Annotated in this window: 5 protein-coding genes; 3 read left to right on the top strand and 2 right to left on the bottom strand. The window is 65.3% G+C overall.

The features are described 5' to 3' along the window. Positions 1–71 precede the first annotated feature (71 nt). The gene (locus AB4Z44_RS16070) at positions 72–9,020 is read left to right on the top strand and encodes a YDG domain-containing protein (protein WP_404710695.1); all 8,949 of its coding nucleotides are present in this window, start codon (positions 72–74) and stop codon (positions 9,018–9,020) included. A gap of 20 nt (positions 9,021–9,040) precedes the next feature. Next, positions 9,041–10,810, top strand: coding sequence for a ShlB/FhaC/HecB family hemolysin secretion/activation protein (locus tag AB4Z44_RS16075; protein WP_404710696.1), 1,770 nt, complete (start codon positions 9,041–9,043; stop codon positions 10,808–10,810). Positions 10,811–11,238: 428 nt separating this feature from the next. Here AB4Z44_RS16075 and AB4Z44_RS16080 read toward each other — a convergent pair whose 3' ends face one another. Further along, positions 11,239–12,930: a SulP family inorganic anion transporter gene (locus AB4Z44_RS16080; RefSeq protein WP_404710697.1), complete on the bottom strand. Its 1,692-nt coding sequence runs from the start codon at positions 12,928–12,930 to the stop codon at positions 11,239–11,241. Then, positions 12,920–13,255: a helix-turn-helix domain-containing protein gene (locus AB4Z44_RS16085; RefSeq protein WP_404710698.1), complete on the bottom strand. Its 336-nt coding sequence runs from the start codon at positions 13,253–13,255 to the stop codon at positions 12,920–12,922. The genes AB4Z44_RS16080 and AB4Z44_RS16085 overlap by 11 nt, the downstream gene beginning before the upstream one ends. Before the next feature lie 125 nt (positions 13,256–13,380). On the opposite strand from AB4Z44_RS16085, the gene AB4Z44_RS16090 reads away from it, so the two are divergent. Further along, complete coding sequence (locus AB4Z44_RS16090; RefSeq protein WP_404710699.1) at positions 13,381–14,964, top strand: phosphoenolpyruvate carboxykinase; 1,584 nt, start codon at positions 13,381–13,383, stop codon at positions 14,962–14,964. The last annotated feature ends 1 nt before the right edge of the window (position 14,965 follow it).

Consider the following 14,965-nt stretch of genomic DNA (forward strand, 5'->3'; position numbering starts at 1 on the left):
TGTCCGAGCGTAACAGCGGCGGCTTGCTTTCTTTGACTGCATTGCGGCGGCGGACTGCCAGTTCTGCATCTATGCTGGCGCTTGTCGCCGGCCTTGGACTGTCGGTCTCGGCCGCGACTCCACTCCGGGCGCAGACTGCTGCGCTTCAACTTCCGACCGGCGGCAAGTTCGCGGCCGGCAGCGGTAGCATCAGCCAGTCCGGCGCCGGCATGCAGGTCAACCAATCGACCACGCGCGCGATCATCAACTGGAACAGCTTCTCGATCGGCAGCGCCGCCGCCGTCACGATCAACAATGGAGCGGGCGCGACGCTCAACCGCGTTACCGGCGGCGTCAGCAGCGAATTGCTGGGCACGCTCAGCGCGACCGGCAGCGTCTATCTGATCAATCCATCGGGCATTCTGATCGGCAAGGATGCGAAGGTGAATGTCGGCGGGAGCTTCCTCGCCTCCACGCTGGCGCTGACCGACGATTCCTTCATGACCGGGGGATCGTTCCTCTTCTCGGGCAATTCATCGGCGCAGATCGTCAATCTCGGCACGATCTCCGCGCAAGGCGGCGACGTCTTCCTGATCGCGCGACAGGTCACCAATCAGGGCGCGATCGCGGCGGCGCAGGGCACGGTGGGGCTCGCGACCGGATCGTCGGTGCTGTTGAAGGACAGCGGCAGCGATCAACGCGTCTACGTCCAGATCGGCGGCGGCGATCTCACCAACAGCGGCACGATCAGCGCGGCACAAGCCGAATTGCGATCGGCAGACGGCAATATCTATGCGCTTGCCGGCAACGACGGCGGCGCGATCAGCGCCACCGGGACCGAATATCGCGACGGGCATATCTGGCTCACGAGCGAAACCGGTTCGATCAAGGCCGAAGCGACCCTGACAGCGCGCGGAACCGGCGGAGCGGGCGGCCAGATCGAAACCTCCGCTCAGTCGCTCGATCTCGGCAGGGCGAAGATCGACGCGGGGGTCGGCGGCACATGGACGCTCGATCCCGACAGCCTCACCATTGATGCCGCGCTGGCGGGCACGATCCAGACCAGCCTGGCCGTGGGCAGCAACGTCCTGCAGTTGACCAGAGTAACCGGGACCGGCGGCACCGGCGACCTGACCGTCGCCAGCAACATCGCATGGAACACCGGCGCCAACCTGACGCTGAGCGCCTATCGTGACATCATCGTCGGCAATGGCGTCACGATCGCCAACGGGTCGACCGGCCATGTCGTTGCCGGCAGCCTCAACCTGCTCGCCGACAATAGCGGCACCGGCACCGGCACGGTGGTCTTCCAGGGCAGCGGCATCGTCGATTTCCGCAACAGTTCGGGCATCGTACGCATCGGCTATAACCCGCTCGATGGCGCCTCCCACGCGACCGTCAACGCGACGCGCTACACGAGCAGCGTCGGTTATACGGGTGGCAGTGCTGGTTATACCGCACAGGTCCTGGCCGGCAGTAACGGCGCGACCCTGTCGGCATCGATGCTGGTCAACAGCCTGACCGACCTGCAGAATGTCCATAACGACTTGTCCGGCAATTATCTGCTGGGCGCGCTGGTGCTGGATGCAAGCACATCGGCGACGCTGGATGGCGGTGCCGGCTTCACTCCGATCGGCAGTGCGGCGACACCCTTCACCGGCACGTTTCACGGTGGCGGCAGGGCGATCGACCAACTCACCATAAACCGGCCGCTGGCCGATAATGTCGGCCTGTTCGGCAACCTCGGCGCGACGGCGGTTGTCGACAATCTTTCCCTGACCAACGCCAGCATCACCGGTGGCAACTTCGTCGGCGGCATCGCCGGGCGCAGTCGCGGCACGATCAGTGGCGGGCTGGTCAGCGGCACGGTCGCGGGCGCTTTCTTTGTCGGCGGCGTGGTCGGCAGCCTCGATACGGCGGCGGCCAGTATCACCAACCTGATCGGCGCAGTCGACGTAACCGCCACGAACTTCGTCGGCGGTATCGCGGGCAGCAGCGACGGTACGATCAGCGGGACGCAGCAGAGCGGCGCGATCGCCGGCGACAGTTTCGTCGGCGGTATCGCCGGCCAGAGCTATGGCAGCCTCTCGGCGGTCACCAACACCGGCATCATCACCGGCGATGCGGCCAGCGTCAGCCTCGGGGGTATCGTCGGCGTCAATACCGGCTCGCTCACCAAGGCATCGAGCTCGGGTGCGGTCAGCGGCAGCTATGCGATCGGTGGCCTTGCCGGCGAGAATGACGGCACGATCACCCTGTCGAACGCGACCGCCACCGTCACCGGTGCCGCGATCGGCAACAGCGCGGGTGGTCTGGTCGGCCTCAACGCCAATGGCGCGACGATCAGCCAGTCCTTCAGCAACGGCATCACCACCAGCGCGGCGAGCTTCACCAGCATCGGCGGTCTCGTCGGCGAAAATGACGGCACGATCAGCTTATCCTACAGCGCCAACGCCGTTCAGGCAGGATCGGACAACGTCAAGATCGGCGGTCTCGCGGGCAGCAATCTCGGTCAGATCAGCCAGTCCTACAATATGGCCACGATCGCGACCGGATCGGGCGCGGCGCGCGCCGGCGGGGTCGCCGGCGACAATAGCGGCACGATCACCGCGGCGTTCAGCACGGCAGCGATGACGCCCGGCAGTGGCGCCACCCTCGTCGGCGGCCTCGTCGGTACCAATAGCGGCACGGTCTCGACCTCGTCCTTCTGGGACAAGGCGGCGTCGGGGCAGGCCAATGGCACCGGGGGAGGCACCGCCATCGCAGCAGGCCAGGGGCTCACCACCGCGCAGGCGCAGGACAAAGCGACGCTCGCGACCTTGGGCTTCAACGCCGCGGACACGACCTTCGCGATCCTCGACGGCAAATCCTATCCCTATCTGCTGTGGCGCTATCCGACCGCGCCGCAGGTGATCGCCGGCACCGCCTTCCGCGATTCCGCCGGCACGCTCGCGTCGGCCGGCAGCGCCGTCGGCATCGCGGTCAACGGCAATCTGCAGCTGCACGGGCTGACCTCGCAGAGCGGCTATTATTATTTCCTGCTCGACAGCGGCACGATCGCGGCAGGATCGCAGATCTTCGCCGAGCTGGTCGGCAATACGGTCAAGGCCAATGCGGCCGAAACGCTGACGGGCGGGACGGCGACGGGCCTGAACCTGCTCGCCAATACGGTCACGCTGGTCGGCAATGGCGGGACGACGGCGCTGTCGCAGCTCGCCACCGCTGCCGGCTCGCTCTCGGGCGCGGATCTCCTTTACTCGACCACCGGCACCAGCGTTACGCTGGGAGCCGGCCGCTCGCTCGCAATAACGGGCGGGACCAGCGCGATCGAGTTCGATCGCAGCGTCATCACCAGCGGCACCGGCACCATCGCCGCGAGCACCGCCGGCGCGATCAAGATCGACAGCGGCATCACGCTCTCGAGCGCCGCCAGCGGCAATGCGATCACGCTTTCGACCGGCACGAGCTTCGTCAATCAGGGCGGCGTTTCGGCGCTGTCGGCCGCCGGCGGGCGCTGGCTGGTCTATTCGGCCAATCCGGCGGCGGACAATGCCGGCGGCCTGACCCCGGGCTTCCTGCAATATGCAGCCGCCCCGGGCACGACGCCTGCGGCCAGCGGCAACGCCTTCCTCTACGCGCTGGCGCCGGTGGTCACGATCGGCCTGACCGGAACAGTCGAGAAGACCTACGACACCAGCGACAGCGCGACGCTGACGGGCGCGAACCTCTCGATTTCGGGCCAGGTCAACAGCGATACGGTGACGCCGGCCATCACCGGCACCACCCGCTACGACAGCAAGACGGCCGCCGACACCAAAACGGTGACCGCAAGCGGATTGCAGATCACGGTCACGCACGGCGCCCTGCCCGTCTACGGCTATCAGCTCGCCTCGACGATGGCCTCGGCGACGATCGGCAAGATCGATCAGGCGACCTTGACCGCCGGCCTGACCGGATCGGTCGTCAAGATCTATGACAGCACGAAGACCGCGACGCTCACCGCCGACAATTACACGCTCGGCGGTGTGATCGGCACCGATACGGTTACGCTCAACGATCCGGCCAGCGGGCTTTACGATACGAAGAATGCCGGCAGCGGCAAGACCGTCAGCGTCGCCGGTCTCGCACTCGGCGGCACCGATGCCGCCAACTACAGGCTCGCCGCAAGCTCGCTCTCGGCAAAGATAGGCCAGATCGACACACGCACGCTCGTCGCCACGCTCATCGGCAGCGCCACCAAGACCTATGACGGCACCAAGACCGCGACGCTCTCGGCCGGCAACTATAATCTGGCGGGCGTTCTGGCCGACGACACCGTCGCAATCGTCAATACCACCGGCACCTACGACACCAGGGACGCCGGCAGCGGCAAGACCGTGACCATCGCCCAGGTCGTTCTTGGCGGGGCGGATGCCAGCAACTACCACATGGCCCCGGATTTCCTGTCGATCAGCGGCAAGATCGGGCAGATCGATCAGGCCACCTTGACCGCCGGCCTGACCGGCACCGTCACCAAAACCTACGACACGACCAAAACCGCGACACTTGCGGCGGGTAATTATACGCTCGGCGGCGTAATCGGCACCGACACGGTCACGCTCAACGATCCGACGAACGGCCTCTACGACACGAAGAATGCCGGCAGCGGCAAGACCGTCAGCGTCAGCGGCCTCGCGCTCGGCGGCACCGATGCCGCCAATTACAAGCTGGCATCGGACACGCTGTCGGCAAAGGTCGGCCAGATCGATCAGGCGACGCTCACCGCGGGCCTGTCCGGCACCGTCACCAAAACCTACGACGGATCGAAGACCGCGACGCTGGCCACCGGCAATTACACGCTCGGCGGCGTGATCGGCACCGACGCCGTCACCCTCAACGATCCGGCGAGCGGCCTCTACGACACGAAGAATGCCGGCAGCGGCAAGACAATCAGCGTCGCCGGGCTCGCGCTCGGTGGCACCGACGCGGGTAACTACAAGCTCGCGTCGGACACGCTGTCGGCGATGATCGGCAGGATCGATCAGGCGACGCTCGCCGCCAGCCTTACCGGGACTGTCACCAAGACCTACGACACGACCAAAACCGCGACGCTCACCGCTGCCAATTACACGCTTGGCGGGGTGATCGGCACCGATGCGGTGACCGTGACCACCACCGCCGGTCTCTACGACACGAAGAATGCTGGGAGCAGCAAGACCGTCAGCGTCGCCGACCTGACGCTCGGCGGCACCGATGCCTCCAATTACAAGCTCGCTTCGACCTCCGTTTCGGCGATGATCGGCCAGATCGATCAGGCGACCCTGACCGCCGGTCTGGCCGGATCGGTCACCAAAACCTATGACGGCAACAAGACGGCAACGCTCACAGCCGGCAATTACACGCTCGGCGGCGTGATCGGCACCGACACCGTTTCGCTTAACGATCCGGCAAGCGGCCTCTACGACAGCAAGAATGCCGGGACCGGCAAGACCGTCAGCGTCGCCGGCCTCGCGCTGAACGGCACCGATGCCGCCAACTACAAGCTCGCCTCGGACACGCTGTCGGCGATGATTGGCAAGATCGATCAGGCGACCTTGACGCCGGGCCTCACCGGCACCGTCACGAAGACCTATGACGGCACGAAGACCGCAACGCTCGCAGCCGACAATTACACACTTGGCGGCGTGATCGGCGGCGATGCGGTCGCGATCACCGCCACCGGTGGCCTCTACCTCACCAAAACGGCTGGCAGCGGCAAGACCGTTACCGTCACCGATCTTGCGATCGGTGGCGCGGATGCCGCCAATTACAAATTGTCCACGATATCGCTCTCGGCGACGATCGGCCGGATCGATCAGGCCACCCTTACCGCAGGCCTGACCGGCACCGTCACCAAAGCTTACGACGCGAGCAAAACCGCCACGCTCGCCGCCGGCAATTACACATTGGGCGGCGTGATCGGTACCGACGCCGTCACACTGAACGATCCGACGAACGGGCTCTACGACAGCAAGAATGCCGGCACCGGCAAGACCGTCAGCGTCTCGGGGCTCGCCCTGAACGGCACCGATGCCGCCAACTACAAGCTCGCATCGGACACGCTGTCGGCGAAGATCGGCCAGATCGATCAGGCGACGCTCACCGCCGCCCTCACCGGCACCGTCACCAAAACCTACGACGGCAGCAAGACCGCGACGCTTGCAGCGGGCAATTACACGCTCGGCGGCGTCATCGGCGAAGACGCGGTCACCCTCAATGATCCGACCGCCGGGCTTTACGACACGAAGAATGCCGGCACCGGCAAGACCGTCAGTGTCGCCGGCCTCGCCCTGAACGGCACCGATGCCGCCAATTACAAGCTGGCATCGGACACGTTATCGGCAAAGATCGGCCAGATCGATCAGGCGACGCTCACCGCCGCCCTCACCGGCAGCGTCACCAAAACCTATGATGGCGGAAAGGCGGCGACGCTCACGGCGGGTAATTACACGCTAGGCGGCGTAATCGGCACCGATGCGGTTGCGGTCACCACCACTGCCGGCCTCTACGACACGAAGAACGCCGGGTCGGGCAAGACCGTCAGCGTCAGCGATATCGCGCTCGGCGGGGCCGATGCGGCGAATTACAAGCTCGCTTCGACCTCGCTTTCGGCAAAGGTCGGCCAGATCGATCAGGCAACGCTCACCGCCGGCCTCACCGGCACCGTCACCAAAACCTATGACGGCGGAAAGACCGCCAGCCTTGCAGCGGGCAATTATACGCTCGGCGGCGTGATCGGCACCGATGCCGTCGCGCTCAACGATCCGGCAAGCGGGCTCTACGACACGAAGAATGCCGGCAGCGGCAAAACCGTCAGCGTCGCCGGGCTCGCGCTCGGCGGCACCGACGCAGGTAACTACAAGCTCGCTTCGACCTCGCTTTCGGCAATGGTCGGCCAGATCGATCAGGCGACGCTCACCGCCGGCCTCACCGGCACCGTCACCAAAACCTACGACACGACCAGGACCGCCACGCTCGCAGCGGGCAATTATACGCTCGGCGGCGTGATCGGCACCGACGCGGTCACCATCACCACCACTGCCGGCCTCTACGACACGAAGGATGCCGGCACCGGCAAGACCGTTAGCGTCACGAACCTGATGCTCGGCGGCGGCGATGCCGGCAATTACAAGCTGGCTGCGACCTCGCTTTCGGCAAAGATCGGCCAGATCGATCAGGCCACGCTCACCGCGGGCCTCACCGGCACGGTCGACAAGACCTATGATGGCACGAAGACCGCCACGCTGGCGGCGGGCAATTACACGCTCGCAGGCGTGCTCGGCACCGATGTTGTCGCGCTAAGCGATCCGGCCGCCGGTCTCTACGACAGCAAGGATGCCGGCACCGGCAAGGCGGTCAGCGTCGCCGGCCTCGCGCTGAACGGCGGCGATGCCGCCAATTACAAACTGGCCTCCTCCTCGCTCTCGGCGGCGATCGGTCAGATCGATCAGGCCACGCTCACGGCGGGCCTCACCGGCACTATCGGCAAGACCTATGACGGCACCACCGCCGCCGCGCTCGCCGCCGGCAATTACACGCTGGCCGGCGTGGTCGGCACCGACACGGTCACCCTCAACGATCCGGCCGCCGGGCTCTACGACACGAAGAATGCCGGCACCGGCAAGACCGTCAGCGTCACCGGGCTCGCACTCGGCGGCAGCGATGCGGCCAATTACAAGCTCACCGCGACCTCGCTCTCGGCCGCGATCGGCACGATCGGCCAGGTGACGCTCACCGCCGGCCTGACCGGTGCCGTCACGAAGACCTATGACGGCACCACCGCCGCCACGCTCGCCGCCGGCAATTATGCGCTGACCGGCGCGATCGCGAGCGACACCGTCGCGATCGCCACCACGGCAGGCAGCTACGACAGCAAGAATGCCGGCACGGGCAAGACCGTCAGCGTCACCGGGCTGACGCTAAGCGGGGCGGACGCCGCCAACTACCAGCTGGCATCGACGTCGGCGTCGGCGAAGATCGGCACGATCAACCAGGCGACGCTTACCGCCGGCCTGACCGGCACCGTCGGCAAGACCTATGACGGCACCACCACCGCCACGCTCGCCGCCGGCAATTACACGCTGGCCGGCGCGATCGCGGGCGACACGATCACGGTCGCCGGCACCTCGGCCAGCTACGACAGCAAGAATGCCGGCAGCGGCAAGACCGTCAGCGCCACCGGGCTGGCGCTGGGCGGTGCCGATGCGGCCAATTACCAGCTTGGCGCGACCACGGCATCGGCGAAGATCGGCACGATCGATCAGGCACTGCTGACCGTCGGCCTGACCGGCATGGTGACCAAAACCTATGACAGCACCACCGTCGCGACGCTGGCGGCGGGCAACTACACGATCGGCGGTGCGGTGGCGGGCGATACGGTCAACGTCGCCACCACGACCGGCAGCTACGATACGAAGGATGCCGGCAGCGGCAAGACCGTGAGTGTCGCCGCGCTCGCGCTCGGCGGCGCGGACGCCGCCAATTACAAGCTGGCGTCGTCGTCGGTGTCGGCGGCGATCGGCCTCATCAACCGCGCTGCACTGACGGTGACGGTCAACGATGCATCGCGCCTGCCCAACACCGGCAACCCGGCCTTTACCGTGCGGTATAGCGGCTTTGCCGGCACCGATGGCGCGACATCGCTTGGTGGCACGCTCGCCTACGCGACCACGGCAACGCAGCTCAGTCCACCCGGGACCTACGGCGTCACGGCCAGCGGCCAGACGTCGATCAATTACACGATCGCCTATGTCCCCGGCACGCTGACCATCCTGCCCACGACGCAGCAGAACAGCCAGGACAGCTCGACGCCGATCAATTTCGTGACCAACTTCATCTACAACAATCCCGATCCCGCCTATCGAACGGAGCCGGATACCGGGCCTTCCTATGTCTCGGGAGGTGCGCCTGCCGACAGGACACCTAAAGCGGGTGGTGACTGGTCTTCTGCCCCCACCGGCGCCTCCCAGGGCACCGATCTCGACGCGAGCGGCCCTGCCCCGCTCGCCGCCCCGCAACGCTAAAGCCCGCAAGGAGCATATCGGTGAGACAGCTTCCTTTCGCGAGCCGGACCGCTTTGGGCCTCCTGGCCGCCTGCGCCGTGACGACGCCGCTATCGGCGCAGAATTTCGATCGCATCGCGCCCAAGCCGGTGCCGACCACCCCGGCCCCTACGGCCGGCACTCCCGCCTTGCCCGACGCGACGGCCGCACAGCATGGCGGCGCGATCGTGGTCCCGTCGCTCCACGGTCTGGTCTTCGTGCCGGGCCGCGAGGCGGTGAAGCCAAACGGGGTAAGCGGCGACGGCATCAGTGCGGCCGGGCTCGATCCGCTCGCCGATCCCGCCTTCCGCACGACGGCAGGCGCATATCTCGGCAAGCCGCTGAGCTTCGATGGCCTGCATGCGATCACCCAGGCGGTGGTCGCGGCCTATGCCGCGCAGGGCCGGCCTTTGGTCAGGGCGATCGTGCCGCAGCAGAATGTCGACAGCGGCACGATCCAGATCGTGGTGATGGAATATCGCGTCGGCACGCTTTCGGTCGAGGGCAATCGCTGGTTCACCGCGCAGCAGATCGAGGCGCCGTTCGATCTTCATCATGGCGATATCGTCGAGGCGCAACAGGTCAGCGACGCGCTCGACGAGGTCAATGCCAATCCGTTCCGGCGGGTCGAGCTGGTCTATCGACCGAGCGCCGAGGTCGGCTACACCGATCTGGTGCTGGAAACGCGCGATCGTTTTCCGTTCCGTCCCTATGCCGGCTACGAGAATTCGGGGCCGAAGGTCACCGGGCGCGATCGCTGGATCATCGGCTTCAACTGGGGCAAGGCGTTCGGCGCCGACCAACAGCTCTCCTACCAGTTCACCACCAGCAGCAATTTCTGGACCGGCCACAAGAACGACAACGGCACCGATCGCGCCAATTTCGTGGGGCATTCGCTGATCTGGTCGACCCGGCTGGCATGGGGCGATCACATCACCGCGTTCGGCGTCTATGAGCGCAGCGTGCCCAATATCGGCGCCGATTTCGGGCTAGTCGGCAAGGCCGGCCAGGCGAGCATCCGCTACGATCATGCCTTCAGCCGGATCGGCGCGATCAAGCAGGATCTGCAGATCGGCTTCGATTTCAAAAGCACCAACAACAATCTCGATTTCGGCGGCCAGCGCGTCTCGCACGCGCAGACCGAGATCGATCAGTTCCTCGCAACCTACACCGCAGTGCGGCCCGATGCCTGGGGATCGACCGGCCTGACGGCGACCCTTACCTACAGCCCCGGCGGCATATCGGGCGCCAACCATGACGCCGATTTCCAGCCGACCCTCACCAAGGCGGGTCGCCTCGGCGCGAAGGCCAATTATCTCTATTTCCGCGCCGAACTCGATCGCCAGACTGCACTGCCGCTCAACGCGACCTGGTCGTTGCGACTGATCGGGCAGGTCAGCAACCGACCGCTGCTCGAGACCGAGCAATTGAGCGTCGGCGGGGTCGATTTGCTGCGCGGCTATGAACCCAATGCGATCAACGGCGATCAGGGCATCGTCATCGCCAACGAACTGCGCACCCCCGATCTGATCGGCAAGGGCGACGCCCATTTGCGCTTGGTGGCCTTCCTCGATTACGCCAGTCTGTCGAACAAGGAACCCGACACCGGCCAGTCGACCCACGTCCGCGCGACCAGCGCCGGCGTCGGTCTGCGCTTCAACCGGGCGTCCCATCTGACAGTCAAGGCCGATTACGGCTGGCAGCTGCAGCATCTGCCCGATCAGAAGAAGCTATCAAATTTAGCTTCAATAAGCATTGTAGCAGGCTATTGAGAACACTCGCCGGGTTAAGCTCCCGATTTATACGTTGCTCAAAATATCGGTTTTCGATTGGCTCGGGCGCTCCAAGCTTCGGACATTGCTTCAGGTCATCCCCTAGCGCCGAAAATGACCGTTTGCGGCCCGGCAATTTTTGTTCAGCCGAGGGCAATTAGCGAACTTCGCCAAGCTAACCGCCGCAGCCGAAAAGACCCATAACCGGACAGTCGCGAGACAATCCGCGCGACCCTGGAGCGGACATCCGTTCATCGTGCGTCACCGGGCTTGCAATAGAATGGACGGTCCGCGCTAAACGGCGAGGTTTGGGACGATGCTGCCGTTCCGACCGGATCGCAAAATGTCAGTTTCTCAAAGGAGCTGACATTCTCGCTCTTACCACGCCAAACTCCCAGGCGGGCATTCGGCTCTTGGTATAGGACCGATCACACCGGTATCTCGGCCTGCTTTACGATCGAGTCTGCGATCCGGAGCGCTTCTGCAAAGTCGGCGGCGTAGATCAAGTGTTCATCTCTCGGCCCCATTTTGGCGCGAGTAAGCATGGCTCGGGGCTGGTCGGCAGCGCCCGAAGCGATGACCCGCACACCTGTCGCCCGTGCCTGATGCACGAACTCGACGAAGCCCGCGACACCGCTCGCATCAAGGAACGGCACGCGTCGCATCCTGAGGATGATTACGTGCGGGTTCTGACCGATCCGTCGCAGCGCATCGAGCAATTCGCCCGCGACGCCGAAGAAAAAGGGGCCGTCGATGCGGATCACCTCGACGCCAGGCGGGAGCGCGTCGCGCTGGCCGATCTCTTCGGCTTCGTCGTCGCCTTCGCTCACCAGATGCCCCTGAGCGTCGACGCGCACGGTTCCGCTCATCCGCGCCATGAACAGCAGCGAGGCAACGGTCACGCCGACCCCGATCGCAACCGTCAGATCAACCAGCGCGGTGAGGCCGAACGTCAGCAGCAGAACTGCGCGATCACCGTTGAGCATGCGCAACAGCGCAAAGAACCGCCGGTACTCGCTCATGCCCCATGCCACCATGAACAGGATCGCGGCGAGCGCTGCCATCGGGATGTAGGCCATCAGGCCGCCAGCGGCGAGCATGAACACCAGCAGGAACGCGGCGTGCAGCATTCCCGCGACCGGCGTCACCGCACCCGACTTGACGTTGGTTGCGGTGCGCGCAATCGCGCCGGTCGCCGGCAGCCCGCCGAACAGCGCGGATGCGATGTTCGCGATGCCCTGGCCGACAAGCTCCTGATTCGAGCGGTGCTTCGACCCGATCATGCCGTCGGCGACCACCGCCGAGAGCAGCGCCTCGATCCCGGCGAGGAACGCGATGGTGAACGCGGAGGGCAGCACCGCCTGCACCTTGGCCAGCGACAGCGTCGGCAGCGCTGGCACGGGTAGCCCATTGGGTAAATGCGGGAAACGCGATCCGATCGTATCGACCGGTAGATGCAGCAGTGCGACGCAGAGCGCGGCCAATATCACGGCCACAAGATATCCAGGCAGCCGCGGCGCCACTCGGCGCAACGCCAATATCACCGCAAGCGAGCCCAGCCCGACCGTGAGCGTCCAGGGCTGGATCGTCCCGATGGCGCTCAGATAAGCCTGCCACTTGGGCACGAAGTCTGTCGGAACCTTGTCGATCGCCAGTCCGAGAAAGTCCTTCACCTGGCTCGACGCGATGATGACCGCAATTCCCGCCGTAAAGCCGGTGACGACGGGATGCGGGATGAACTTCACGAACTGCCCGAACCGGGCATAGCCGGCGATGACCAGAATCACCCCAGCCATCAGCGTCGCAAGCACCAGCCCGTCATAGCCGTGCGTCGCGATGACGTTGAATACGACGACGACGAACGCGCCGGTGGGTCCGCCGACCTGGACGCGCGACCCGCCGAGCGCAGAGATCAGGAAGCCGGCGATCACCGCCGTGATCAGGCCCTTGTCGGGCGAGGCGCCGCTGGCGATCCCGAGCGCCATCGCGAGCGGCAGCGCGACAACAGCGACGGTCAGTCCCGCGATGGCGTCCCTGCTGAAACGGTCGAAGCCATAGCCTTCGCGGACCGTGGTAATCAGCTTGGGGGTGAAGGCCGTCAGGCGCGCATCATGCAGCATTGTCGTCGTCACTCGCATCGGGCTTGCGATCGAACAGCACCGTCACGTTGGTTCGCGGGCCCCGGCCCCTGCCGGCCGCGGTTTCGCGCAGCCGCACGCCGCGGCCGAGCCCACTGCTCGCGGCGTTCTCGCCGAGCAGCTCGATTCCCGCCGCTTCGAGCGCAGAGACCACTTTCACGAGCGTATCAACCACGCCACGCACTTGTCCGCCCGATGCCTCCATCCGCTGGATCGTCGGAAGCGAAACGCCGGCGAGCTCGGCGAGCTGGCGCTGGTCGAGCCCGAGAAGTGCACGTGCGGCACGCAGCTGTTGCGAGGTGATCATCGCGCCACTCTGATGTATAAGACATCAAATTGCAATCTTAACAATGCTTATGCCCGTATGATATGGCAATTCTCCTATAGCAACCATGGATGGGAGATCGCTTCTCCCGCGCGACAGGAGAGACGATGGCATCCGACAGCACGGGCGAAGGGGACGGAACGAACTTCGCAAATCTCGGTGTGGCCGAACTGGTCGAGCACGCCATGCAGCGTGGCGAGGGATTGCTCTCGCGCGACGGCGCGCTGGTAGTCGCGACGGGCAAGCACACCGGCCGATCCGCGCGCGACAAGTTCATCGTTCGGGATGCCGAGACCGAGACGAGCGTCTGGTGGGGGACGACCAACACCCCAATGACACCCGAGCATTTCGCGGCGCTCCGCGACGACTTCATGGTGCATCTGAAGCGAACGCCGGCGCTGTTCGTGCAGGACCTGTTCGGCGGATCGCAGCGCGAGCATCGCATCAAGGTGCGCGTCTATACCGAGCTCGCCTGGCACAGCCTGTTCGCGCGCACATTGCTCGTCCGTCCTGGCGCGGACGAACTTCCCGGGTTCGTCCCGGACTATACGATCATCGACTTCCCGAGCTTCCAGGCCGACCCCGAGCGGCACGGCTGTCGCAGTGAGACGGTGATCGCGGTCAATTTCACCGACAAGCTGATCCTGATCGGCGGCACCGCTTATGCCGGAGAAATGAAGAAGTCGGTGTTCAGCATCCTCAACTATCTGCTTCCCCAGGCCGGCGTGATGCCGATGCACTGCTCGGCGAACATTGGCCGCGGCGGCGACACCGCGATCTTCTTCGGCCTCTCGGGAACCGGCAAGACCACGCTTTCGGCCGATCCCGGCCGCACGCTTATCGGCGACGACGAACATGGCTGGTCGGACACCGCGGTATTCAACTTCGAGGGTGGCTGCTACGCCAAGACGATCCGGCTTTCTGAGGAGGCGGAGCCGGCGATCTATGCCACGACGCGGCGCTTCGGCACCGTGCTCGAAAATGTCGTGATCGATCCGACGACCCGCGCGATCGACCTCGACGACGACAGCTTGGCCGAGAACAGCCGCGCTTCCTATCCGATCGACTTCATCCCCAACGCATCGCGCGACAATCTGGGGGAAGTGCCACGGAATGTCGTCTTCCTGACCGCGGACGCCTATGGCGTGCTTCCGCCGATCGCCAAGCTCACGCCGGAGCAGGCGATGTATCATTTCCTGTCGGGCTACACTGCGCGGGTCGCGGGAACCGAGATTGGCGTGACCGAACCGAGCGCCACTTTCTCGACCTGCTTCGGCGCGCCCTTCATGCCCCGCCATCCCTCGGTTTATGGCAATCTGCTCAAGGAGCGCATCGCGCTCGGCCGGGCCAAGTGCTGGCTGGTCAATACCGGCTGGACCGGCGGCCCCTATGGCACCGGCGAACGCATGCCGATCAAGGTGACGCGCGCGCTGCTCGGCGCGGCGCTCGCAGGCGAGCTGGACTTCGTCACGTGCAGGACCGATCCGGTATTCGGCTTTGCGGTCCCCGTAGCCGCGCCCGGGGTTGACGATACGATCCTCGACCCGCGCGAGACCTGGTCCGACAAGCAGGCTTATGACGCTGCGGCGGCGAAGCTCGCACGGCTGTTCGTCGACAATTTCCGGCAGTTCGAGGACGCCGTCGATGCCGCGGTCACTGCATCGGGGCCGCGACCGCTTGCACATGCCTGAC

It is taken from the genome of Sphingomonas sp. MMS24-J13 (assembly GCF_044905095.1).
GTDB lineage: Bacteria > Pseudomonadota > Alphaproteobacteria > Sphingomonadales > Sphingomonadaceae > Sphingomonas_I.